This is a genomic window from Sorangium sp. So ce119, from assembly GCF_051524405.1.
Classification (GTDB): domain Bacteria; phylum Myxococcota_A; class Polyangia; order Polyangiales; family Polyangiaceae; genus Sorangium; species Sorangium cellulosum_G.
The window spans coordinates 7,625,985-7,650,093 of the sequence record NZ_CP150310.1 but is presented as its reverse complement, the minus strand read 5'-3'; the positions used below and the strand labels follow the sequence as shown (position 1 = coordinate 7,650,093).

At 69.3% G+C, this 24,109-nt stretch carries 16 protein-coding genes; 6 read left to right on the top strand and 10 right to left on the bottom strand.

From position 1 onward, the window contains the following. Nucleotides 1-687 precede the first annotated feature (687 nt). From WME76_RS28820 to WME76_RS28805, 4 genes are all read right to left on the bottom strand, one after another. Nucleotides 688-1,350 (bottom strand): hypothetical protein, encoded by a 663-nt coding sequence (locus WME76_RS28820; RefSeq protein ID WP_437955471.1) that lies wholly within the window; start codon nt 1,348-1,350, stop codon nt 688-690. Nucleotides 1,351-1,794: 444 nt separating this feature from the next. Continuing rightward, a complete protein-coding gene (locus WME76_RS28815; protein WP_437955470.1) occupies nt 1,795-2,457 on the bottom strand; it encodes a DUF4304 domain-containing protein in 663 nt (220 codons plus the stop codon). Between the two features lie 6 nt (nt 2,458-2,463). Next, on the bottom strand, nt 2,464-3,684 hold the full coding sequence (locus tag WME76_RS28810; RefSeq protein ID WP_437955469.1) for an RHS repeat-associated core domain-containing protein: 1,221 nt from the start codon (nt 3,682-3,684) through the stop codon (nt 2,464-2,466). Next, nucleotides 3,590-4,075, bottom strand: coding sequence for an SMI1/KNR4 family protein (locus WME76_RS28805; protein ID WP_437955468.1), 486 nt, complete (start codon nt 4,073-4,075; stop codon nt 3,590-3,592). Before WME76_RS28805 ends, WME76_RS28810 begins: the two co-directional genes overlap by 95 nt. 262 nt (nt 4,076-4,337) lie before the next feature. On the opposite strand from WME76_RS28805, the gene WME76_RS28800 reads away from it, so the two are divergent. Together WME76_RS28800 and WME76_RS28795 are read left to right on the top strand one after the other, a co-directional pair. After that, nucleotides 4,338-4,697, top strand: coding sequence for a transposase (locus tag WME76_RS28800; RefSeq protein WP_437955467.1), 360 nt, complete (start codon nt 4,338-4,340; stop codon nt 4,695-4,697). Next, entirely contained in the window at nt 4,697-5,839 is a 1,143-nt protein-coding gene (locus tag WME76_RS28795) for an IS3 family transposase (protein ID WP_437955466.1), read from the top strand. The genes WME76_RS28800 and WME76_RS28795 overlap by 1 nt, the downstream gene beginning before the upstream one ends. Here WME76_RS28795 and WME76_RS28790 read toward each other — a convergent pair. The 3 genes from WME76_RS28790 to WME76_RS28780 all read right to left on the bottom strand — a co-directional run bounded on the left by WME76_RS28790 (nt 5,834) and on the right by WME76_RS28780 (nt 15,168). After that, entirely contained in the window at nt 5,834-7,684 is a 1,851-nt protein-coding gene (locus WME76_RS28790) for an RHS repeat-associated core domain-containing protein (protein ID WP_437955465.1), read from the bottom strand. The two genes, WME76_RS28795 and WME76_RS28790, sit on opposite strands and share 6 nt — an antisense overlap. 441 nt (nt 7,685-8,125) lie before the next feature. Then, on the bottom strand, nt 8,126-8,479 hold the full coding sequence (locus WME76_RS28785; protein WP_437955464.1) for an immunity protein Imm33 domain-containing protein: 354 nt from the start codon (nt 8,477-8,479) through the stop codon (nt 8,126-8,128). A 2-nt stretch (nt 8,480-8,481) separates the two neighbouring features. Further along, nucleotides 8,482-15,168: an RHS repeat-associated core domain-containing protein gene (locus WME76_RS28780; RefSeq protein ID WP_437955463.1), complete on the bottom strand. Its 6,687-nt coding sequence runs from the start codon at nt 15,166-15,168 to the stop codon at nt 8,482-8,484. 856 nt (nt 15,169-16,024) lie between these two features. Here WME76_RS28780 and WME76_RS28775 point away from each other — a divergent pair. After that, nucleotides 16,025-17,059 (top strand): hypothetical protein, encoded by a 1,035-nt coding sequence (locus tag WME76_RS28775; protein WP_437955462.1) that lies wholly within the window; start codon nt 16,025-16,027, stop codon nt 17,057-17,059. Nucleotides 17,060-17,223: 164 nt separating this feature from the next. Here WME76_RS28775 and WME76_RS28770 read toward each other — a convergent pair whose 3' ends face one another. Beyond that, nucleotides 17,224-18,318, bottom strand: coding sequence for a hypothetical protein (locus tag WME76_RS28770; RefSeq protein WP_437955461.1), 1,095 nt, complete (start codon nt 18,316-18,318; stop codon nt 17,224-17,226). Between the two features lie 593 nt (nt 18,319-18,911). Here WME76_RS28770 and WME76_RS28765 point away from each other — a divergent pair. After that, nucleotides 18,912-20,354 carry an RNA polymerase sigma factor gene (locus tag WME76_RS28765; RefSeq protein ID WP_437955460.1) on the top strand — a complete coding sequence of 481 codons (1,443 nt, stop codon included), beginning with the start codon at nt 18,912-18,914 and terminating at the stop codon, nt 20,352-20,354. Between the two features lie 482 nt (nt 20,355-20,836). Here WME76_RS28765 and WME76_RS28760 read toward each other — a convergent pair whose 3' ends face one another. Then, nucleotides 20,837-21,775, bottom strand: a complete 939-nt coding sequence (locus WME76_RS28760) for a hypothetical protein (RefSeq protein WP_437955459.1) — start codon at nt 21,773-21,775, stop codon at nt 20,837-20,839. A 254-nt stretch (nt 21,776-22,029) separates the two neighbouring features. Between WME76_RS28760 and WME76_RS28755 the strand changes: the two genes are divergently transcribed. Continuing rightward, nucleotides 22,030-22,947, top strand: coding sequence for an undecaprenyl-diphosphate phosphatase (locus WME76_RS28755; RefSeq protein WP_437955458.1), 918 nt, complete (start codon nt 22,030-22,032; stop codon nt 22,945-22,947). On the opposite strand, the gene WME76_RS28750 is transcribed toward WME76_RS28755, so the two are convergent. After that, a complete protein-coding gene (locus WME76_RS28750) occupies nt 22,929-23,213 on the bottom strand; it encodes a cupin domain-containing protein (RefSeq protein WP_437955457.1) in 285 nt (94 codons plus the stop codon). The two genes, WME76_RS28755 and WME76_RS28750, sit on opposite strands and share 19 nt — an antisense overlap. A gap of 398 nt (nt 23,214-23,611) precedes the next feature. Here WME76_RS28750 and WME76_RS28745 point away from each other — a divergent pair, with 398 nt between their 5' ends. Beyond that, a complete protein-coding gene (locus tag WME76_RS28745; RefSeq protein ID WP_437955456.1) occupies nt 23,612-24,004 on the top strand; it encodes an RNA recognition motif domain-containing protein in 393 nt (130 codons plus the stop codon). Nucleotides 24,005-24,109: the final 105 nt, after the last annotated feature.

The window sequence follows — 24,109 nt, the reverse complement described above, 5'->3', positions numbered from 1 at the left end:
GGGGATGGCGGCGCTAGGGGACCCCTGTGTCCGGGAGCCTTCCGGGGTGGACGGGCGGGTCGTGTCCCTGCGGGCGACGCCGGGAGGGTTGCCGGACGGGTCGACGACCTATCGGCGATGCCGGTGGGGTTGCCGGACGGGTCGGCGACCTATCCGCGACCCCCAGAGGGATCTCCGGACAGGTCGTCGACCCGGTGGCGACACCGGGAGGGTTCCCCGGCAGGTCGCCGACCTGACCGGGGATGCCCTCGCGCTTTCTGGAACGGGTCGCCGCCGTGCTGGCGCAGGCCCATCGGGTTCTTCTCGGAGCTCGTCGGCCTTCTGGGAAGGCCGGCTGGCTTGCCGGAGAGGGGGCGCGACCCGTTCCGGAGGCCTCGGGGGTTCCAGCGCCCGTCGATGCGGGTGCGGCGATCGTCCCGGTGCGGAACGATGCGTTGCCGGACGCCCATCCTGGCTTCCGGCGTCCCATGGGCCAGCACGCCCGCGGCGTGCAGCAGCCCATGCCCGACGCCGGCGAAAGGGACCGCCCCGAGCAAGAGCCCGGCGATGAACCCTCCCTCGATCTGGACATAGGGGTTCTGCGACCAGTCGATCGGCGCCGCGGTCACCGGCTGCGGCACATGCCCGGACGAGCTTCCGGTCGTGCTGACGTCGACCGGCGGCGCCGCCGCGCCGACCTCCGCAGCCTCACGCGGACCCTCTACCTGATTGAAGAAGGGATGGTTGGGTTCGAGCCCGCTGCAACTCAGGATGCGACGCACCTCCGGATCGTTGTGGAACTTGCTGGTCGCCGTCGTAGGCGAACGTGACCGTGCTCGTGCCTTGCGTGATGCGCTCCGGCAGGTCGAACGGCGTGTAGCGCACGGCCGTGCCGCCGGGGCGCGCGATCTGATTTTCGACAGCGTCGTAGCCGAAGCTGCCCGTGACGAGCGCTGCGCCGGTGGCGGCGTGCGGGTGCGACGGATCGTCGTAGGCGAGCGTGCCGGCGTCCGACGTGAAGGTGAGATTGCCGTCCGGCGCGTGGTCGTAGCGGATCGCGCAAGGCGCCGACGCGCTCTCCGCCTCGCTGAAGTACGCGCAGGTCAGCCGCTGGAGAGCGTCGTACCGGAAGCGCTCCGTCGTGTTCCGGCGCTGAAGCGCATCGGTGCGGTGTGTGAGGTTCAGGAGATCGTCATACCCGTAGTCCAGGTCTTGCACCTCGGCGAAGCGGGTGTACCCGTACTTCTTGTCGCCATCCGGGCTCGTGAGCGTGTGGAGCTTACCGATCCCGTGCGCCGCCGTGTACCAGGTCCACTTCGTCGTCCGAAGCTCCGCTCGACGCCGAAGCGCCCGAAGCCGTCGCACTGCCACTCGGTGACGGGCTCATTCGGGCCGACCCGCCTGAGCAGCAGGCCGAGCGCGTCGTCGTACGCCATGAGGGACGCGTGGCCGGCCGCATTCGCGTATTTCTCGGGGAACATGCCGCGTGAGGGGCCGGCACTGCGATGTCCCGGCCGCCGCGCTGCACTCCTTCTGCGTCTGGAGCTGACCGAGCACCCAGCGCTCGGATAGATCCCTTGCGCCCGCCTCACCCGACGCCCGGTCGGCAGCGTGAAGTAGGTCGCGTTGTGGTTCGTCGGGACGACCGTCCGCTTCACGTCGACGAACGCGATCTCGAACTGCTCCGGCCTGGGCTGGCTCGGCAGCTCAGGAGCCCAGCGCCATGTGTGCTGGACGTGCCCCGCGAAGGAATCGAGTAAAACCCAGTGGCGCATCGCTGATTCCGCCTCCGTCGTGTCCCGAGTCCACGTTGCCTCAGGCGATCAGCGGATTGGAGCGACTGTCGGCCCGCCACCTGTTTGCAAAGGCAACGATCACGTCTTGGAGCGGTGTCCTCTTCGATTGTCGCACGGCTTCCTCGATGCACGCTGAACATCTGTCGGCATCCCCGAGCTTTCTCCAGATTACGGCGGCATAGGCCATCCGCAATGCCTGAGCGCGAGGGTCGATTAACTCGTCGGCTCCTGTGCACGTGGAAGAGAGAAACTCCGCGACCTGGTACTCGGCTTCGAATCGTCCAAGAAATGGAATCACCGAGTCGGTCGTCCTCATGGCGACGTCCCGTTGAACTTCGACGTATTCGTCCGTGTCGTCGGAGTCGCCAAGCTCCCACCAAATATCGAGCCGCGACGCGGTCAACATGCCAATTCTCGCGCTAATGCAGCAATCCGTCAGCTTGGGTTGAGCAGGCTCAGGAAGGTTTCGGAAGGTTGATGTCACGTGCGAGAGATGTACGCCGCAGTTGAGGGTGAAGCTCACCCGGTTGCCCTTGTTCCATCGTGAGCGCTGCGCATTTACAACATGCGACACCGCGTCGATTCGCCGGATATAGTCATCGCCCCGTCGCTTGAATCCATGAGGCGTTAGTGCGCTGGAGAGCGTTTCGTGAATAGTCTTGCTGATGCGGTTCTTTGTCATGATCGTCTATGGCTCGTAGTAGATTATTCGACCTTTCTTGCCTGTCGCACGTTCATAGCGCGTCATTTGTCTCCTGCCTGCAGCTCGCCCGCTGGGCGTATCGGGTTTCAACTCGATGGGATGGCCCTTGGGGGTAATCGCGTCAGGGACGACTGTCTTTCCTGTCGCTGGATCCACCAAACGCGGTTCGGCTTGCCACCCGGGCTTCGCTCTCACTTTTTCCGCAAACTCTCGATGAACCGACCTGCCACGAGCAGCCGTCGCACTATCTCCTCCTCTTGCGGCAGGTGCGGCCGCCTGCGGGGCGGTGACTGCCGGTCCTTGCGACATCAGCGCCTGCGACAGCCCCTGGATCCCCGCCGCGATGTTCCCGACCCCACCGACGACGAGCCCGGCCGACACGGCGATCGCAGGCACGCCGATCGCCGCGCCGACTCCGGTGGCGCTCGTGATGCCCCCGAAGACCTCCCCCGTCAAGCCCCCGATCGTGACGGCGAGCCCACCCACGATCTGCCCGATGGCCAGGCCCATCCTGGCTTCCGGCGTCCCATGGGCCAGCACGCCCGCGGCATCCAGCAGCCCATGCCCGACGCCCGCGAAAGGAACCGCCCCGAGCAAGAGCCCGGCGACGAACCCTCCCTCGATCTGCACATAAGGGTTCTGCGACCAGTCGATCGGCGCTGCGGTCACCGGCTGCGGCACATGCCCGGACGAGCTTCCGGTCGTGCCGACGTCGACCGGCGGCGCCGCCGCACCGACCTCGGCAGCCTCACGCGAGCCTTCCACCGGGCTGGGCACCGTCTTGAGGCACTCGAGCCCGCTGCAAGTCAGGATACGCTGCACCTCGGGATCATCGCGGTAGCCTTCGTAATTGGGATCGACCGGAAGCCGGTACTCCGGCTCGAACCCGCTCGGATCCACGTAGTTGAGCGGGCTGTCGAGCACGTAGCTGTAGGGATTCCAGCTCTGCCCGAAGAACACGAAGGAGACGCGCGGGTCGGTGGTCAAGAACCGGCCGATCCCGGGATCGTACATCCTGCCCTTCATGTTCACGAGCCCGAGCTCGTCATCGCTCTCGCGCCCGGTGAACCCCCCGGCGCGAGCAGCTTGCCGTTGCCGTGTCGCTCGCGTGTCAGCCTTTCGAGTTCTGCAACTCGTCGCAGTCGAGTAAGCCCGCGACGAACTCAGCAAAATTCTGTGCCAAGAGCAGGATGCTGCGGTCCTCATCGACGTACGCCACCCGAGGCTCGCCCTCCGGACCGCATTCACGGTAGTCGAGCATCACCGTATCGTGACCACCGGATGGCGTGTCACAAATGACGACACCAATGTCGGGATACCCCCACTCCTGGATCAGGCATGCACTACCAAGCTCACCATCTATCCCTCGGTCAAATCCGAGTCCGAGGAGAGCGGAGATCTCGACATGGTCCTCAGCCCATGATGTGCGCCTGGTCGTTCGGAAACACCTTCGAACCGGAATTCCGCCGTTTCTTTCATGAAGCACTTCGATATAGGCGTCAGGCAACCTGACTCCAAGATTCGCCTGTGCACGGCCAACCATCTCACTGCTGAGAGGCGGGCCTGAATACATGGAATTGTCATCGAAGAATCTCACGTCTGCCTCCTCGGCGTTATCTGAAGCCGCCGGTGTGCCCTGTGTATTTGTGTACATTTGTCTCGACCAGCTGCATGAGGCCCTTGTCCTCCCTCTGTGCCAACGTCGGGTGAGACAAGCTCCCCCTGGAAATCTGTGGTGAGAGGGCGGAGAATGGACCTGACCCGTGCCGAAGCCTTCCCATCTCCGATCCGTCGATCCTACCCCCGCCCCAGCGGCGCAGGGCGCTGCTCCCCGCCCGAGTGGCGCCGCCGTCGAGAGCGTGCCGAAGCCGGGCAAGAGGCGGAAGTTCTCGGCGGCGGAGAAGCTGCGCATCGTTCGCGCGGCGGCCGCGTGCACCCAGCGCGGGGACATCGAGGCGCTGCTGCGCCGCGAGGGCATCTACAGCTCCCTCCTGACGGCGTGGCGCAAGCAGCTCGCCCTTCACGGCAGCGAGGCTCTCGCGGGGCGCAAGCCCGGCCGCAAGCCGAAGCACGACGCGAAGGACCGGCGCATCGCCGAGCTCGAGAAGCGCTCGGCGCGGCTCGAGGAGAAGCTCGCGCTCGCTGAGAAGCTCATCGACCTCCAAAAAAAAGTCTCTGCCATTCTGGGCGTCAATCTCACGACCGACGAAGAGCGCTGATGGACGTCATCGAGGAGCTCGATGACCCGCACGTCCCCATCGCGCAGGCGTGTGCGGCGCTCGGCGTCAGCCGCGCCACGCTCTACCGGCAGACCCAGCCCGCGAAGCCGCCGGCGCTGCCCGAGCCCGCTCCGAGCCCATGCCGGCTCGGTGACCCCGAGCGGCAAGCCGTGCTCGACGTGCTGCATAGCGAGGAGTTCGTCGACCAGCCCCCGCCGGAGGTCTACGCGACGCTGCTGTCGCGCGGCGTCTATCTCGCCTCCATCCGCACGATGTACCGGCTGCTCGCCGCCTCCGGCGAGAGCGGGGAGCGGCGCGCCCAGCGTGGACCGATGGCGCACGCCAAGCCGACGCTCACCGCCACGGCTCCCAACCAGATCTGGACGTGGGACATCACCAAGCTGCGCGGGCCGCTCCCTGGGGTCTTCTACTGCCTGTACGTCGTCCTCGACCTGTTCAGTCGCATGACCGTCGGCTGGCTGCTCGCCGAGCGCGAGAGCGCAGAGTTCGCCGAGCACCTGTTCGCAGAGACCGTCGCCCGCCACGGCGTCGAGCCCGGCTCGCTCACGGTGCACGCCGACCGCGGCTCCGCGATGCGGTCGGAGGGGCTCGCTCAGCTCCTCGGCTCCCTCGGCGTCGTTCGTAGCTTCAGCCGGCCTCACGTCAGCGACGACAACGCCTTCTCCGAGTCGCAGTTCAAGACGCTCAAGTACCAGCCAGACTATCCGGACCGCTTTGCCTCGCTGGCTCACGCACGAGCGTGGTGCCAGGAGTTCTTCAGCTGGTACAACGACCTTCACCAGCATTCTGGACTTGCGCTCTTCACACCTGCTGATGTATTCTACGGCCGAGTCGAAGATGTCGCGGCTCGGCGCCAGGTCGCCCTGGACGCGGCCTACGCCGCGCATCCGGAACGCTTCCCGAACGGGTCACCCGTCGTGCGCAGGCCGCCCGCTTCGGTAGCCATCAACCCGCTGTCCGTTGACGATGCTGCCGGAGAGGCCGCGGCGCCAACGCACACGGCCACGACCAGCGCCGCGCCCGAACCTGGCGCCACGCCCACCGCCGTGCCGCGGCCGCCCCGACCTCGACCGCTCGGGTCTCAGAGCCGGAACGCGCCCCTGCGCGCGATCCACTCATAGGATTCTCGTCCGGCCTGTCTCAAACCTGTTGGCATTCTCCGCCTGGTGGTGGTGCCATGTGTACCCAGCGGGAGTTTCCTTCAGCCCAGCCGCGGCGTTCGCTCGCGCGAAGTCCGTCGATCGCGAACCGGAAAGCTCGATTCGAACGTCGGCAACATTCGGATGCCGATATGATGAGAAGTCTGGGTATCCGCTCTTGTCGAATGGGACCCCAGTCTTTGGGTGTGGTTTGCCGGCCAGATGCACATTGCGAACTGGACCTATCGACCCTTCGGCGGGCACCGTCCCCTGCGGTCCCTGATTCCCCGACCCCTGCGACATCAGCGCCTGTGACAGTCCCTGGATCCCCGCCGCGATGTTGCCGACGCCACCGACGACGAGCCCGGTCGACACGGCGATCGCAGGCACACCGATCGCCGCGCCGACTCCGGTAGCGCTCGTGATGCCCCCGAAGACCTCCCCCGTCAAGCCCCCGATCGTGACGGCGAGCCCACCCACGATCTGCCCGATGGCCAGGCCCATCCTGGCTTCCGGCGTCCCATGGGCCAGCACGCCCGCGGCATCCAGCAGCCCATGCCCGACGCCGGCGAAAGGGACCACCCCGAGCAAGAGCCCGGCGATGAACCCTGCCTCGAGCTGGACATAGGGGTTCTGCGACCAGTCGATCGGCGCCGCGGTCACCGGCTGCGGCACATGCCCGGACGAGCTTCCGGTCGTGCTGACATCGACCGGCGGCGCCGCCGCACCGACCTCGGCAGCCACACGCGAACCTTCCACCGAACTGGGCACCGCCTTGAGGCACTCGAGCCCGCTGCAAGTCAGGATACGCTGCACCTCGGGATCATCGCGGTAGCCTTCGTAATTGGGATCGACCGGAAGCGGATACTCCGGCTCGAACCCGCTCGGATCCACGTGGTTGAGCGGGCTGTTGAGCACGTAGCTGTAGGGATTCCAGCTCTGCCCGAAGAACACGAAGGAGACGATCGGGTCGGTGGTCAAGAACCGCCCGATCCTTGGATCGTACATCCTGCCCTTCATGTTCACGAGCCCGAGCTCGTCGTCGCTCTCGTGCCCGGTGAACCCCTGCGTCGTCTTGCTGGCGAACGACGCCGGCGCGGGCTCTCCCCACACGGGGTTCCTGCGCTGCCCGAACGGATCGTAGCTCCGCCGTTCGATCACGTCGCCGTCCTCGTCGGTGAGCGCATCGACCGAGCCGAGGTGGTCGACGTGCACGTACAGTGCGCCGTCATCCGCCCCTCCCCGGGTGACGATCGCCACGACCCGCTCCGGCGAGTGCACGTAGTACCGATGCTCCACGGTGCCCGACGCCGCCTCGGTGACCCGCTCGTAGAGATCGCCGAGGTAGAGCGTCTCCTTCTCGGATGTCGTCTTGCGGATCCGCTGCTGATCGCCGTCGTAGCCGAACGTGACCGTGCTCGCGCCCTGCGTGATGCGCTCCGGCAGGTCGAACGGCGTGTAGCGCACGGTCGTGCCGCCGGGGCGCGCGATCTGATTTCCTACAGCGTCGTAGCCGAAGCTGCCCGTGACGAGCGCTGCGCCGGTGGCGGCGTGCGGGTGCAACGGATCGTCGTAGGCGAGCGTGCCGGCGTCCGATTTGAAGGTGAGATTGCCGTCCGGCGCGTGGTCGTAGCGGATCGCGCAAGGCGCCGACGCGCTCTCCGCCTCGCTGAAGTACGCGCAGGTCAGCCGCTGGAGAGCGTCGTACCGGAAGCGCTCCGTCGTGTTCCGGCGCTGAAGCGCATCGGTGCGGTGTGTGAGGTTCAGGAGATCGTCATACCCGTAGTCCAGGTCTTGCACCTCGGCGAAGCGGGTGTACCCGTACATCTTGTCGCCATCCGGGCTCGTGGGCGTGTGGAGCTTACCGAGCCCGTGCGCCGCCGTGTCCCAGGTCCACTTCGCCGTCCGAAGCTCCGCTCGACGCCGAAGCGCCCGAAGCCGTCGCACTGCCACTCGGTGACGAGCTTATTCGGGGCGACCCGCCTGAGCAGCAACCCGAGCGCGTCGTCGTACGCCACGAGGGATGCGTGGCGGCCGCATTCACGTATTTCTCGGGGAACGTGCCGCGTGAGGGGCCGGCACTGCGATGTCCCGGCCGCCGCGCTGCACTCCTTCTGCGTCTGGAGCTGGCCAAGAGCCCAGCGCTCGGTGTCGTTCTTGAACGTCCGCGTGACGTTGAACGTGAGGTCGACGCCGTTCGTCGAGACCCCCTCGGCGCGCGCATTCTCGCCACACATTCAATCAGGGACGACCCTGGGCGACGAGGTACTACTCATTCAGCAACGACGGATCCTTCCAGACATCCTCATACTCATCAGCGACGAGGAAGCGCCACCCGGGAGGAAGACCGAGGAAGCGAAAGGCAATGGGGCACCATTCTACGAGGTGCGCAACGTGCAACGGAACGAAGAACTCCGGATCGTCGCTCAACTCCTCCCCCGCCCAAATGTACCAACCGGTAGTGTCGCCTGTCGGTTGGTGCCGAAGACCGTTGACAGGCAGCAACCCTTCGCGCACGTTCCGCGCGATTCCGATCTTCAATTGCGGCGGCGAAGCAATGAATTCTGCGCCGTGGCGTTTGCATAGTTCCTGTTGCGCGCGCGTCGTCTCGTCCACGTTCATGGCTAGTCTCCTTCCAGAAGTCGACGCTGTCCACCAGAGTACCTGCTCATGTCGGCACCCTGCCGAGCAGAGCAGGTCGGACATTGCGGCTGCACAGCGTCGACGCTTCTCATGCGTGTCTTGTCGATAGTGCCCGTCGCATAGTGTTCCTTTACCAGTGGCGTCTTGTGGTCGGCAACCTGTTTAGGCGTGACTGCGCCGCAATCCACGCAAGGCTTCCCCTGCACAGATGCCCGCTGGGCCGGTGTGGTGGCGCCACTCGGCCGCTTGTAGGGGACCGTAGCCTTCGTTCCGCCGCTCGAGGTCGAGGGCGTGCCTTGCGGGCCCGTCCTGCCCGACCCGCTTGACATCAGCGCCTGCGACAGCCCCTGGATCCCCGCCGCGATGTTCCCGACCCCACCGACGACGAGCCCGGTCGACACGGCGATCGCAGGCACACCGATCGCGGCGCCGATGCCGGTGGCGCTCGTGATGCCCCCGAAGACCTCCCCCGTCAAGCCCCCGATCGTGACGGCGAGCCCACCCACGATCTGCCCGATGGCCAGGCCCATCCTGGCTTCCTGGGTCCCATGGGCCAGCACGCCCGCGACATCCAGCAACCCGTGCCCGACGCCGGCGAAAGGAACCACCCCGAGCAACAACCCGGCGACGAACCCTCCCTCGAGCTGCACATAAGGGTTCTGCGACCAGTCGATCGGCGCTGTGGTCACCGGCTGCGGCACATGCCCGGACGCGCTTCCGGTCGTGCTGACGTCGACCGGCGGCGCCGCCGCTCCGACCTCGGCAGCCTCACGCGAACCTTCCACCGGGCTGGGCACCGTCTTGAGGCACTCGATCCCGCTGCAAGTCAGGATACGCTGCACCTCGGGATCATCGCGGTAGCCTTCGTAATTGGGATCGACCGGAAGCGGGTACTCCGGCTCGAAGCCGCTCGGATCCACGTGGTTGAGCGGGCTGTTGAGCACGTAGCTGTAGGGATTCCAGCTCTGCCCGAAGGACGGAATCGAAACGATCGGGTCGGTGGTCAAGAACCGGCCGATCCTGGGATCGTACATCCTGCCCTTCATGTTCACGAGCCCGAGCTCGTCGTCGCTCTCGTGCCCGGTGAACCCCTGCGTCGTCTTGTTCGCGAACGATGCCGGCGCGGGCTCTCCCCACATCGGGTTTCTCCGCTGCCCGAACGGATCGTAGCTCCGCCGTTCGATCACGCCGCCGTCCTCGTCGGTGAGCGCATCGACCGAGCCGAGGTGGTCGACGTGCACGTACAGTGCGCCGTCTTCCGCCCCTCCCCGGGTGACGATCGCCACGACCCGCTCCGGCGAGTGCACGTGGTACCGATGCTCCACGGTGCCCGACGCCGCCTCGGTGACCCGCTCGTAGAGATCGCCGAGGTAGAGCGTCTCCTTCTCGGGTGTCGTCTTGCGGATCCGCTGCTGGTCGCCGTCGTAGGCGAACGTGACCGTGCTCGTGCCTTGCGTGATGCGCTCCGGCAGGTCGAACGGCGTGTAGCGCACGGCCGTGCCGCCGGGGCGCGCGATCTGGTTTCCGACAGCGTCGTAGCCGAAGCTGCCCGTGACGAGCGCTGCGCCGGTGGCGGCGTGCGGGTGCGACGGATCGTCGTAGGCGAGCGTGCCGGCGTCCGACGTGAAGGTGAGATTGCCGTTCGGCGCGTGGTCGTAGCGGATCGCGCAAGGCGCCGACGCGCTCTCCGCCTCGCTGAAGTACGCGCAGGTCAGCCGCTGGAGAGCGTCGTACCGGAAGCGCTCCGTCGTGTTCCGGCGCTGAAGCGCATCGGTGCGGTGTGTGAGGTTCAGGAGATCGTCATACCCGTAGTCCAGGTCTTGCACGTCGGCCGCGCCGCTCTGCGTCACCACGCGTCCGAGGCGCTGCTTGTCGGCGTGGTAGCTCCGCGTCGTGATCGCGCCGTTGCCGAACACCTCCTCTCGAAAGCGCCCCGCGTCGTCCACGTCTGTCAAGCGCCAGTATGCGTCCTTCGTCTGGCTGTCACGCACGGCGAGCACATGGCCGTGCGCGTCGTGATCGTGGGCCACGACGAACGACGCCGCGCCGGAAGGCGCAGGATACGTGACCGTATCGACACGGCCGAGATCGTCGTAGCCCAGGCTGGCCTCCAGGGGAGCGCCCTCTCCCTCGATGCGGAGCGTGATCGTCTCGATCTGGCCGAAGCGGGTGTACCCGTATGTCTTGTCGCCATCCGGGCTCGCGAGCGTGTGGAGCTTGCCGATCCCGTGCGCCGCCGTGTCCCAGGTCCACTTCGTTGTCAGAAGCTCGGCGCCGTGCCGGTCCACGCGCGAGTCGGGTCGGCCGAGCGCATCGTAGGCCCACGTGACCTCGCGCCCGAGCGCATCGGTCGACGACATCAGCTCGCCGAAGCCGTCGTGGATCGAGCGCGTGGTGCCCCGATCGGGGTCGTCGAGCTGCCGGACGCGGCCGAACGCGTCGCGCGTCATGCGCGTCACCGCGCCGCCAGGATCGGTGACCGCGTGCAGCAAGCCGAACGGGCCATAACCGTAGCGGGTGATCCCGTCGGCTGCATCGGTGATGGACTCGGTTCGTCCCAGCGGATCCTGCGCGGTCACGGTCACGTGGTCGAGCGGGTCGGTGACGCGCACGAGCAAGCCATCGTACTCCGTCGTCGTGACCGCGCTCCACGGCGTCGTGGTGCGCACTTCGCGGCCCAGGGCGTCGTACTCGTAGCGCTCGTACAGCCTCTCGCGCTCGGGCGTCTCTTCGCTGACCGGCACCGAGCGCCGCGCGATGTGCTCGCCCAGCGCATCGTACCCGATCTCCTGCATGATGCGCTTCGCCTCGCTCGAGCCCTGCGCCGCCTCCGGTTCGGGCGCGTGCCACCACCACCGGATCGGGCGACCGAGGCTGTCGAATTCGAGTGTGTCGTCGGCGCCGCCGGTCGTGGTGCTTCGCTCCGTCACACGCCAGGCGTCCTGGTTAGGGCCACCGTCCTTGGTGCGCGAGAGCGCGATCGTCGTCGTGGTGCCGTCCGGGCGCCGCTCGATGCCGAGGCGCCCGAAGCCGTCGACCTGCCATTCCGTGACGAGCTGATTCGGATCGACACGCCTGAGCAGCACGCCGAGCGCGTCGTCGTACTCAACGATCGTCGTGTGCCCGGCCGCATTCACGTAGCTCTCGGGGAACATGCCCTCGTCGTCGAGCTCCGCGCTGGATGTGCGCCGGTGGCCGAAGGCGTCCTCCGCCGTGACGCCGATGATGTTGCCGAAGTCATCGTGCGTGGTGGTGACCTTCAGCTTCGTGTCGGGCAGGCCGTCGTCGCTCTCCGTGGACTCGGTGTCGACCTCGCCGTAGATCGTCGTGGTCCGCGTGAGGGTCCGGCACCGGGAACTGCCCGCTGCGGCGCTGCACTCCTCCTGCGTCTCGAGCTGGCCGAGGACCCAGCGCTCGGTGTCGTTCTTGAACGTCCGCGTGACGTTGAACGTGAGATCGACGCCGCTCGTCGAGGCCTCCTCGGCGCGCACGTTGCCAAAGTCATCGAACTCCGTCACCTTCGACACCGAGTCGCGCAGCAGCGTCGCGCCGCCGCCTCCGCCCTCGACCTGCCGCACGTACGTCTCGATCGCGGGCGGCTCGCCGCGCGGGGGCGGATAGGTCCCTTGCGCTCGCCTCACCCGGCGCTCCGTCGGCAGCGTGAAGTACGTCGCGCCGTCGTTCGTCGGGACGAGCGTCCGCTTCATGTCGACGAACGAGAGCTCGATCTGCTCCGGCCTGGGCTGGGTAGTCAACCCCGGCGCCCAGCGCCACGTCCGCAGGACGCGCCCCGCGAAGGGGAAGACCTGGAGCTCGTCGTCGTACGTGACGTGGTCGTAGACATCGAGCGTCGCGGCGCCCGTGTCCAGATCGGTGACAATCCGCTCTCCGAACCCGAGAAATCCCCTGCCCAGCCGATGATAGCGCCCGTCGCGGTAGCTGACCTCGAAGCGCCGCTGTCGATCCGCGCCGTTGTTGAGGGCGTATGCGCTGACCACCCGTCGCGGTCCCACGACGCAGCGGCGCGGATGGCCGCAGTCGTCCGCCGCGCCGGAACGCGCGAGGTAGAGCGGGCTCTCCCGCGCCGGATCCTCCGCGCTGTCGTCCGCCGCCGCCGCCGCGTCGGTCAGGTGTCCGTACGAGATGCTCACATTGGGCACGAAACCCGGCTCGGTCGGCTCGTGGGCGTTCATTCCGTCGGAGATCGCGACCAGCAGATCCTGATCGGCCGAGAGGCTCTGGAAGATGGTGAACACGCCGCCGAGCGTCAGGATGACGTCCTGGGCCCCGTCTCCGTCGACGTCGCCGGTGCGCGGCCCGCGTGGATCGGCGAGGGTGATGGCATCGCCGAGGCTGGCCTCGAACGGCACCTGCGGGTTGACGAGCGTGAACGTCGGCCCGTTGCGGTCGCCCGTCGCCAGGAGGACGGCCCACGACGGCAGCGCATCGGAGCCGCCCAGCAGCATGCCCGGAGGGACGGGCATCAGGAGATCCTGCCGCCCGTCGCCATTGAAGTCGAGCGGCACGGCGAACCGGAAGAACGCGTCCTGGTCCGGTAAACCCAGCAGGTCGCCGAAGCTGAACGCGTCGACGGTACGGAACGGCGAGGACACGAAGGTCGGCCCCGTGTTGACGTAGGTGGTGAGCTGGTGGTGGTTGAAGCCGGATTCGACGGCATCAGGCAGGCCATCGCCGTTCACGTCGAGGAAGACCACGCGGCCCCCGGGGCCCGCGACAGGTAGCGCGGTGTCGAGCACCTCCCAGCGCTCATCGCCGCGGCGCATGATCGCGTCGTAGCTCGATCCGGTGAGCACCGTCCCGTCACCGAACCGCTTCAAGGACGGCACGATGAGATCGATCTTGCTGTCGGCGTCAACGTCGAGCGTATGGAATTCCGTATCGCAGGGATAGCCGGTGAGCAGCTCGATCGATTCGCCCCTGGGGTCGAATCCCGCGGGCGTCCCGCCGCGTGCGGGCCGCCAGATGTGGACGGTCCACACGGCAAAAAGCGGGAGCGGTGCCTGCCCCTCGCGGGCGTGGTCCTCGCACTGGATCAGATCCGGCGCGCCATCGCCGTCCACGTCGGCGAGGTGCATCGACGCGCCGGGGCTGCTCAAGGTGGGCGGCGCAGGCGTGCTCTTGAGCGGAAAGGGCCTGCGGATGCCCGTGTCATGGAGCGCGAAGGTCCAGTCCGGCCGGGACAGGAGCACATGCCACGTGACCTCGGCACCGTAAACGTCGTGGAGCAGGACGTCCATCCGCCCATCGTCGTCGTAGTCCAGCACGGTCCCGAGCTCGGGCTGAAGCGTGGCCGGGTCGGAGGGCCCGATCGGATCGGCGACCGTGGGCCACTCTTCGAGGAAGGCGAGCTCCGCCGGCGCGAAAAAGGACGGCGATGCGCGGGGCCCGAGGTTTCGCGCCGCCAACCACGCGGTGATCGGGTTGCTCGGTGTGCTGAGCGCCGCGACCATGTCCGGAATCACGAGGTCGTCGCGCCCATCGCCGTCGAGGTCGAACACCATCGGACTCGCTCTCTCCGAGACCGGCTCGTCGATGTCCGTCGTGAGTCGCTTGAACCCGGGCGTGGCACGGCTGTACAGGAATCGCGTGGCGGGCTTGCAAACCCCGTCGCTCGCACACTCCTCGACCTGCGTGAGGAGCGTGCGGCTCGTCGCCGGGTTGAGCTCGTAGCGGAACCCGTAGCGCCGGACCAGGGTGTCGCTCGGGCCGAGCATCTGGATCTCCTCCAGACGAAGCGAGCGCTGGAGCGCCATGCCGCCGGCGTAGCCGGTGCGAATGGCGGTCGGGTCCTTCGTCCCGTACACGAAGCGCACCGCTCGGGAAGGCTCGAGCGACGGCGTGCCCTCGAAGCTCGTGTAGCGGATCTCGTCCACCGCGTACTCGGCGGCATGGCCGTCCTCCGCCTCGGCGACGCAATACGTGTACGTCATGCCGTTGCCGCGGCCGTCGCGGGCCTTGTTTGCGAGCCACGCGCGCGGGACGCCGCCCCGCGCGAGGGGTTTTCTGCCCTCGGTGCGCCCGTACTCGACGACACGGCCGGACGGCAGGTGCACCTCGAAGAAGAGCGCCTCGGCGGGCGCAGCCCCTTCGGGAGGGTAGTGTCCGACCACCTTGACGAAGGTATCCGGAAACGTCCGGTACTCGATGATCCCAGGCGCCTGTCCCACCGGAACGAGGCGCTGGCCATCGAGGCAGAGCTCGTCCTCGCCGTCGTACCTCACGCCGCGGATCTCCCCGTCCTGCGCGAGCGTGCTCGGACATCGCGTGATCGCGGAGAGCCCTGCGATGGAGAAGCCGGCGCCGAGCACGCCGTCGCCGCCATCGCTGCGATAGACGAGCTGGAGCCGAGGTCCCATGCCCGCGCGGGAGGGCACGGTGGTCAGTTCCATCGTAACCACGGCCTCCCCGGTGCTCGAGACGGAGAACGTCCCCGGAATGGTGCCGGCGGCGACGGTCTCGACTTCCGGCGCGGGGCGGGGCGTCGCAGGGCCGTGTGTGCCCTGGGTCCGGCAGGCGACGAGGCCGGGGGGCGGCTCCAGGGGCGGGCCGCCGAAGATGCACTGGCATCCTCCCTGCGCGAGCACGCAAGCGAGAAACATCAAGAGCGGGATGATCGTCCGGAGAACGCGTCGAAGAACGAGCGCCATCGCAGCCTCCCTCGCACCGAGGAGGCCATGGCGCTGCGGACCGAGTCAACCGCTGATCTTGAGTCGATACCCCCTTGCCTATGATGAGCTCAAGGCATTCGTCAGGGCATCTGTGCCCGGCCGGCTGCACGCGCAGCAGGGTTGCGCTGTGTCGACGACGCTTTCGGCCGTCCGCGCTGGAGGCGCAGCAAGGCGAGATCGAACGGACGGTGCATCACCATCATCGCCCGCCCATTGCGCTCGGTGTGGCCCTGGCGGTGCTCACCGGGGTCGGCCATGCAATCAACCGGGCCATGATGGCCCGTCGACGAGCTTCCACATGCGCCTTGCCGGCGCCCGCGCTGCGAGAGGTTCTGGGCTTGCCGGACGGGTTGGCAACCTGTCGGCGACGCCGGGAAGGTTGCCGGACGGGTCGGCGACCCATCGGTGATACCCGGAGGGTCCCCGGACGGGTCGCCGACCTGCGGGCGATGCCGGGAGGGTTCCCCGGCAGGTCGCCGACTTGCCCGGAGATGCCCCCCGGGCTTTCTGGAACGGGTCGCCCTCGTGCTGGCGCATGCCGATCGGGTTCTTTCCAGAGGTCGTCGACCTGCTGGAAAGGCCGGTGGGTTTCCCGGAAAGGGTGATCGACTCGTTCCGCAGACCTCGAGGGTTCCAGCGCCGGCCAGGGTGGGCGCGGCGGGTCGTCCCGGTGCGGAAAAATGCATTGTCGATTGCCGGTCGTGCTTCGTAATTCCACTCGGAGCAGGTCGCAGCCGGTCGTGGCCCCTCGACCTTGACCTGGATCCGGTGCCTGACGCTCGAGCGGAGTCCCTTGCGCCATCCACGTCTGAACATTCTCGGGTGGAGTCTTGTCGTGTCCCTGCTGCTGGTCGCGCCGCCGGCCCTCGGTCTGGCTCCGCCGGGCGGCGCGCGGCTGTCCTACGCGCGCGGCCCCGGCGCGGAGGGCTGCCCCGACGAGCAGGTGCTCCGAGACGTCGTCGCCGCGCAGCTCGGCGGGACCGACCCGTTCGTGGACGGCGGCGGCCGGCACGTCGAGGTGGTCGTCGCGCGCAAGGGGCGCCGTTTCCTTGCGGAGATCGCGCTGTACGACGGCGACGGCCGGCGGCTCGGCGGCCAGGAGCTCACGAACGCAGCCTGCGGGGCGCTCGTGGAGGACGTCGGCACCGCCCTCGCCATCGCGCTGCGCCCTCCGCGCGCGGTGAGGGAGCCGGCGCCGCCGCCCCTGGCTCCGTCGCCGCCCCGTGCTTCGTCAGAGCCCGCGGATCCGGCGCCGGAGGCGGCCTCCCTGCCGGCGCCGGAGGCCTCGCCGCGCGCGGCGGCCCCTGCGTCGGTGCCGCCGTGCCAGCCGTGCCTGCCCGCCGCTCCGGCGCGGCCCGTGCGGCGCCCGGGCCCCTCGCTGGCCTGGCCGCGGCTTCAGGTCGGCCTGGGGGCGCTGATCGCCGGCGGCATCGCGCCAGCCCCGGCGGTCGGGGTCTCGGCATCGGTGGGTGCACGGTGGGAGGCGTTCTCGCTCTCGCTGGAGGGAGGTTGGCACCCGCCGGTCGCCGCCGAGCCGTACCGAGGCAGGGTCTTCGGGGTGTCCTGGCTCGGTGGCTCGGTCGTCCCTTGCGGGCATGCAGCCTCGTTCTTCGGCTGTGGCCTCGTCACAACAGGCCGCGTGCGGTACTCGGGCCTGGTCAACTTCGATGGAGAAGCGGAGCTCCCCTACGCGGGGCTCGGATTGCGCGGCGGCGTGGAGATCCCGTTCTCGGATCACCTCGCCGTACAGCTCACGGGTGAGCTCCTGGCCAACATCGCGCGATCCGCCTTTTATTTGCCTGGCGATGCGAGCTTGCTCGTGGGCGGCACCTCCAGGGCGGGAACCCTGCGCGTCGTCGGTCTGTACTGAAGTGCAGCAACCCCACAGCGACTCGCGCGGCCATGCAGGGGTTCAGCGCTGTGGCAGCGTCGGTGGTACCCTGCGCTTGCGGCCGATCCGTCCTGGAGCTCTGCAGCATGACCTGTCCGCTGGCGATGCGATGAGCCTGCCGAGAGGCCTGGGCCCAGCCTGTATCAGGCAGGCACGGGCGGCTCCTGCAGGCAGCAGAACGTCGCGGCGCCGCGCAGCGCGATCTCCCCCACAGGCTCGCCGCCCGCTGGTGCGCATGTGCCTGGCTCCAGGCTGACAACGCTCGCGGATTTGCTCCCGAGCGCCGTGCCGGGGGAGATCGCGCCGCAGAAGGGGGCCTCGGAGCTCACCACCACGCCGACGACGAACTGCGAGCACGCGACGTCGCTGAACGCGGACGCCAGGATGCTGCACGTCGCTCCGCTCGGCTCGGAGCAGCCGCAGGGGGCGCAGCCGCGCGTGTCCTCGGCGCTCGAGTAGAAGACGTGCCGGTCCGGGTAGGTCGCCGGGCAGTCGTGCTCTCCTTCGTGGTGGATGCACGTGAGGAATCCCTCCGGCGGCGCGCCGTCGCCGGCCGGCGGCGCCGGGGTGCAGGTCGTCCCGGGATCGCCGCACGAGGCGACCAAGGTACCGGTGCACGCCCGTGCGAGGAGCGCGAAGCTCCCGCCGGTCCCTGGCTCCTCCGGCCCTCCAGGTCCCTCGACGACCCTCGGCGCGCAGCTTCCGGGCAGCACGCGCGGCGCGGGGATCTCGAGCGACTGCGCGCACAGGGCGCCGTCGCACACCTGTCCGGCGGCGACCGCGTTCGTCGAGCTGCACGCGCCGTCCCATCCGTCCGGTGCCGCGAACGAGGTCTCGATCACGCCGGGGACGTCGCAAGGAAAGCTGGCGTGGGCGCGCCACGCGGCCGGCAGCTCGCACGAGGCGTCCGGCGGGTCGCACAGGCAGGTCGGGCATTCGTGCGGCGGCGCGGTGAAGTCTGCATGGCCCTCGTAGCCGACGCTGGGCGCGGAGGCGGGGCAGTCCGGCGCCTGGTCGGGCGGGCCGACCCAGAGCAGCGCCGGCTCGGACCATCCGAGCGGCGCCCTGGGCGCGCACTGCCCCGGGCAGGCCTGTGGCAGGGTGGGGTCGAACCCGGGAGCCATGGCGCTGTCGAGGTCGTCGTCCGCACCCGCGTCGTTGCAGGCGTCGCCTGCGTCGGGACCGGCATCGCCGCACGCATCGGTGCCGTCACCGCCATCGATAGGCTCCTCGTTCACGAGACAGGGGGTCCTCTTGATTCCAGGCTCGGGATCCCAGGGGCAGTACCAGGCTTCGGCAGTTCCACAGCCACCAGCCCAGGTCCCCAGCACGAGGACCGTGGCGCTCCATGCCATCCAGTTCCCGCCCCTCAGAGGTCGACCCCACGCTCTCATCGTCTCATCCCCTCTCGAGCAGCGGCGCAGCGGCCCGGTTCGCCGTGCTACGGCACGAGCGCCTCCGCACAAAAGCACAGGAAGAACGACGCGAGAAGCCCCCTCGGCTCCTGGATTACGCCTGGGGCCTTCGTGCAACCACCGCATCGTTACTCGATCCATGGCGAACATCTCGCACCCGTCCACGCCTGCTGAGCCAGCCCCGGCCACGAGAGGCCCAGAGCGCGCCAAGAGCTCGCGACAGGCCCAGTCGACCTCCGGTCGCGCACGATTTCGCAACGGAATGGAGATGCGTCACGTAATACGCCAGGGCGGCGGTGGCCTACGAAGAGGCCGCAGGCAGCCGCCGGGCGGAGCCGCCCGCCCCCCGGTCCTTTTTCTGGACCGCGGACGATTTCGCCACAATCCGGCCCGTCTCGCCGGAACAAGGGACAACGATGAGGGAGTCACCACCCCGCCGGCCGTCGCCGGCCCCCGCCCCCGACGCCGTTCCTGAGCCCTCGGCAGCGCCGCCGCCGCGGCCCTCGTTCGAGGAGGTCTACACCAGCCTGTTGCCCTACGTCCTCCGGGTGCTCTGGCGGATGGGGGTCCCGGCGCGGAACCTCCGCGACGTGGCGCAGGACGTGTTCCTGGTCGTCCACCGCCGCTTCGAGGAATACGACCCTTGCCTCCCGATCAAGGCGTGGGTGGCGGGCATCGCGTCGCACCTTGCCCTGCGGCACCAGCGGCTCGCCAGGAACCGGCGCGAGCTGCTCGCGCGCTCCGAGGCCGAGCGCATCGACGTCGCGGATCCGGGGTGCGACGCGGAGGAGCTGTGCGCGCGGGCGGAGACGCAGCGGATCGTCCGGGCGCTCGTGCAGGGCATCGAGGGCGACCGGCGCGCCGTCTTCATCCTGTACGAGCTCGAGGGCGTCGACATGCGCAGCATCGCCGAGGCGCTCCACCTCTCGGAGAACACCGCATGGGACCGGCTGCGGCGCGCCCGCAAGGAGCTCGCGGCCGCGGTCAGGCGGCTCTGCGCGCGCGACCGCGACGCGCTCGGCGTGCATGGCGCGCGCCTCGCGCTGGCGCCGCTCGCCCTGGCCGATGGGCCGCTGCTGCTCGATCTCGGGGACGCGCGGCTCGACCTGCCGGAAGACCTCGGCGCGCTGCTGTGGGCGCGGCTCCAGGGGCTGCTCGCCTCCGGGGAGGGCGAGGGGAGCGCGCCCGTCAGCGATGCCGCACAGGCCTTCTCGCCCGACGACGAGGCGCTGGAGGCTGCCGCTGGGGTGGAGGCGAGCCGCGCCCCCGCGCGCATGGCGAGGGCGGGCTTCGAGGTCTTCGAGGCGGCGCGGGCGAAGCTCGTCGTGGCCGGCGCGGCGCTGTTCCTGGCCGGCGCCGGGGCTGGCTCCGGCGCGACCCACGCCCTCCGGTCGCGCGCCGCCCCGCCGGAGGTCGCCCTGGCGCGCGGCGGCGCGCTCGCGGCCGTCGCGGTCGGTTCGGGCGTCACGGCGGCGCGCGTCGACGTCACGATGTCCCCGGCATCGGCGGCCTCTGCGCCGGCGTCCTCGGTGTCGGCGGCAGCCGCACCGGCGCCGTCCGCCGCGACCGGCGCGAGGGCGGCCGTCCCGCCGCTGGACGCGGACCTGGCCCTGATCCAGCGCGCCATCGCCGCGCTCGGCGCGGGAAGGGCGGCCGAGGCGCTCGACGCCCCCGACCGCCATGCGCGGAGCTATCCCCGCAGCCCGAGAGCCCAGCAACGTGAGACCCTGGCGATCCAGGCCCTCGAGCAGAACGGCCGGCGCGCCGAGGCCGCGGCGCGAGCCGCGCGGTTCCGCACCTCATTCCCGGGCAGCGCGTACCTGTCCGCCATCGAGGATGCGTTGACCGGCACCCCGTGAAGGCGAGTCCTCTCTCTTCTCCTTACCTCCTCTCGATGGCTCGACGGACAGAGCAAACCGTCGAGGCACCCTGAGCGCCAGCAACTTCATCTCTTCCTATCCTGGCGTCCTGGCCGTTCAGGTCTCTTGCTCCGATCCCTTCAGCCAGCCCTCGCGCGCCGACGATTGCCAAGCCGCCGCGCGCTTCCGGCGCAATCAGGCGTCTGAAACCGAGCGCGTCCGATCGATCTCGCAGCGAATCGCGAGACCTTCAGAGAACTCGCGCGCATGGATGCGCCGTCCGAGAAGCAGCGCTGGCTTGCCGCACGCCGTGACAGTGGCGTGCTCCGGCGCGTCGTCAGAACCGTCCTCCTCGGCGACGACCTTCCCCGCAGCCTCCCCCCGCCCCGCCGAGTCGTCCTGCGCCGGAGATCCCGGTGACCCGTCGCCCGCGCGGTGCGCCGCCTGCTCCGCCGTCTTCCGCGCCGCTCCGCCCCGCGGTCTCACCGCCCGCGGGCGCCCTCCTCGCGGAGCGGCGCCTGATCGAGGCCACGCTCGTCGCGTGCGGTGTCCCCGCGCGGGATCGCGAGGATCTGCTCCAGATCGTGCTCCTGGCGGCCTGGAACGCCGTCCAGGCCGGCAGGTACTGTCCCCACCCGGGGGCCGACCCGCGCCGCGCGCTCCAGGCGTGGCTGCGGGGCATCGCGTGGCGGCAGGCGGGCCACCATCTGGGGCGCGCTCACGTCCGCCGCGAGGTCCCGGTCGACGAGCCGCGCGCGCTGGTCGACGAGGGCAGCGTCGCCCCGGAAGGCAGGCTCCTGGCCCGGGCCGCGCTCCGCGCGCTCGCCGGGCTCCCCGCGCCACATCGCGAACTCCTCCTCGCGGCGGCAGGTCCCCGGACCATCTCCGCCCATGCCAGGGCGCATGGCCTGAGCCCGTCCACGGCCGCCCGCAGGCTGCACCTCGCCAGAAAGGCGCTCGCCCGCCGGATCGCGCGGCGGCTCTGGTGAGTCCGGGAGCCGAGCGGCGCAATCCGAGATCTGGGGCGGGGACGGCCATCGCTTGAGCGTGCCTTCCACGGCAGCTCGCACATCGGCCGATTCGATGTCCAACCCGAGCTTGGTGTTCGAGAAGAGTTTGCCGCTGGAGTCCTGGAAGAACGTCTCGAGCTGTCCTCCGAGCGTTTCGGACCGTGAGCGGGCCATGCGAGCGACCACGCCTTGAAAGTGCTTGTCGATGGGGATCTTCACGGCATCCCCCCGGAACACGGCACGTGGAGTGGGCGCCACAAGGAACGATTCTTCCCCGCCGTGAAACAGTCCGTACGTCGCGTAGGCCACGTACGTCTTCCCCGAGTTGTTCGGCCCGATGATCACCGTGAGCGGCGCGAGATCCAGCGTCGTCCGCCTGATCGTTCCCAGATTGGAGAAGGTGATCTTCATCGGGTCGGCAGCCTCTCCGGCAAGGCTGCTCCTGTCTGCGTCGCAGGGCCACCACGAGGTGCGCGCAGCGGCCATACGGGCCCGCCAGCGTGATCGGCGCGGAGCGTCGGGCGAAAGTGATTCCAAGGCGTCTCAAAAATGTCAAGCGTGAAGCGGCTCACCTCGCCGCCGCCGCTGCGCCGCCGTTCCGCCACGCGGGTCGAGCCCGCACGCGCCCGATCCCCGGCGACCCCGGTGCGGCTATCCTCCGCGCAATGTTCTGGTTCGATGCCGTCCTGCTCGGGGTCCTCGAGGGCCTGACCGAGTTCCTCCCCGTCTCGTCCACCGGTCACCTCATCCTGCTCGGCGCGTGGCTCGGCCACCAGAGCGAGGCGGCGAAGACGCTCGATATCGTGATCCAGCTCGGCGCCGTCCTCGCCGTCGTCGTCTATTTCCGCGAGCGCCTCGCCGTCACCGTGCGCGGCATCGTCCGGCGCGATCCGGACAGCCTCCGGCTCGCGCTCGCCCTCGCGTTCGCCTTCTTCCCCGCGGCCCTGGTCGGCCTGCTCTTTCACAAGGCCATCAAGGCCTACCTCTTCGGCCCGGGGCCCGTCGCCGTCGCGCTCATCGTCGGCGGCATCCTGATGGTCGCCGTGGAGGCCGTGCGCCGGCGCCAGCCCGACCAGGGCGCCCCCCGCCTCGAGGACGTCACCCTCCAGCGCGCCGTCGCGATCGGCTTCGCGCAGTGCTTCGCGCTCTGGCCTGGGGCGTCGCGCTCGATGACCACCATCGTCGGCGGGCAGCTCTCCGGCCTCAGCACCGCCGCGGCCGCCGAGTTCTCGTTCCTGCTCGCCATCCCGACCCTCGGCTCCGCGACGATCTTCGACCTCGCCAAGAACGGCCGCGCCCTCCTCGACGCGCCCGGCGGCCCGGCCGCCCTCGGCGTCGGCCTCGCCGTCTCGTTCGCGGTCGCCCTGCTCGTGATCGCGGTCTTCCTGCGCTACCTCAAGCGCTACGGCCTCGCGCCGTTCGGCTGGTACCGCATCGCGCTCGGCGCCGTCGTCCTCTGGCTCTGGCTCGCCAGCCGCTCCGCCCCCGCCGAGGCCGGCGCCGCGGCCTATGGGCCCGCGGCGCCGAGGGACGTCGCCGCCGCAGAGGCCGGCGCGCGCGGCGATCACCCGAGTCGTCCGTAAGCATACAGCCAGCGGGCCGTCGTCCCCCCTTGGTTGCGCACCGTGTGCACCACGCCGGCCGGGATCTCGATCTCCTCGCCGATGCCGGGGGTGATCGTCCGTCCCCCGAACTCCAGCTCGAGCTCCCCTTCGAGCACCATCAAGAGCTCGTCCTCGCCGTGAACGTAGTCCTTCCAGACGCGGCCGGGCGGGTCGGTCCAGAGCCCACCGTGAAAGCCGCGCGCGCGCCATCGCTTCAACACCTCATCGCGAATCGCCGTGTCCATGCCCTCATCTTGCCCGTTACGCAGGATTTGGCTCGGAGCGCGCGCCCTGGACGAAGGACGAAGCCGCCGCGCTCGCGAAGCTCTCGACGCCCTCGCTCGCTCAACATCCCCGACGGAAGGCCCGGCGACGGAAGACGGAACGGCTACTTGCGAAAGACGTCGCGTCGGGCTAGGATGCTCCTCCTCACGAACGTCCCTGGCCCTCGACACGACGCTTTCCCTCTTCCCTCTTCTGCACGAGGGAGACTGCAGCTCGCTCGGACGACTGGACGACGCACCGTGTGACTGCGCGGGAGTTCCGCGCGGCACGTCTCCGTTCGATCCGTTACGGCTTCGTCGGATGGCAGACCGAGAGCGCCACATGGCGCAACAGAAGGCCGTAAAAAGAGCAGGATCGCATGGGAAATCGTCTTTACGTCGGAAACCTTTCGTTCAGCACCACCCGCGAGACCCTCGAGTCCGCTTTCGCCGCAGCCGGCGAGGTCCGTGAGGTCGCGATGCCGACCGACCGCGAGACGGGGCAGCCCCGCGGCTTCGCGTTCGTGACCATGGGCTCCGCCCAGGCCGCGACCAGCGCCATCTCGCAGATGAACGGCGCCGTCCTCGACGGCCGCGCGCTCAAGGTCAACGAGGCGCAGGAGCGCCCGGCGCGCGGCTTCGGCGGCGGCGGCGGTGGTGGTGGCGGCGGCTTCGGCGGCGGTGGCTACGGCGGCGGTGGCGGTGGTGGCTACGGCGGCGGCGGCGGTGGTGGCCGCGGCGGCCGCGGCGGCGGCGGTCGCGACCGGTACTGATCACCAGCGCGGCGCGGCGGCGCTCGTGCGCCGCCGCGTTTGCGCTTTCAGAACGCGCCAGATGGCGCCGATGAACGCGCCAGAGGGCGCCGAAAGGCCTGGTTC

Bases quoted from the DNA above. Each gene is read 5' to 3' on its own strand.
- WME76_RS28815 (WP_437955470.1), bottom strand. From the start codon at position 2,457: ATGACAAAGAACCGCATCAGCAAGACTATTCACGAAACGCTCTCCAGC.
- WME76_RS28780 (WP_437955463.1), bottom strand. From the start codon at position 15,168: ATGGCGCTCGTTCTTCGACGCGTTCTCCGGACGATCATCCCGCTCTTG.
- WME76_RS28795 (WP_437955466.1), top strand. From the start codon at position 4,697: ATGGACGTCATCGAGGAGCTCGATGACCCGCACGTCCCCATCGCGCAG.
- WME76_RS28760 (WP_437955459.1), bottom strand. From the start codon at position 21,775: ATGAAGATCACCTTCTCCAATCTGGGAACGATCAGGCGGACGACGCTG.
- WME76_RS28790 (WP_437955465.1), bottom strand. From the start codon at position 7,684: ATGTACGGGTACACCCGCTTCGCCGAGGTGCAAGACCTGGACTACGGG.
- WME76_RS28750 (WP_437955457.1), bottom strand. From the start codon at position 23,213: ATGGACACGGCGATTCGCGATGAGGTGTTGAAGCGATGGCGCGCGCGC.
- WME76_RS28810 (WP_437955469.1), bottom strand. From the start codon at position 3,684: ATGAGGACCGCAGCATCCTGCTCTTGGCACAGAATTTTGCTGAGTTCG.
- WME76_RS28765 (WP_437955460.1), top strand. From the start codon at position 18,912: ATGAGGGAGTCACCACCCCGCCGGCCGTCGCCGGCCCCCGCCCCCGAC.
- WME76_RS28755 (WP_437955458.1), top strand. From the start codon at position 22,030: ATGTTCTGGTTCGATGCCGTCCTGCTCGGGGTCCTCGAGGGCCTGACC.
- WME76_RS28785 (WP_437955464.1), bottom strand. From the start codon at position 8,479: ATGAACGTGGACGAGACGACGCGCGCGCAACAGGAACTATGCAAACGC.
- WME76_RS28745 (WP_437955456.1), top strand. From the start codon at position 23,612: ATGGGAAATCGTCTTTACGTCGGAAACCTTTCGTTCAGCACCACCCGC.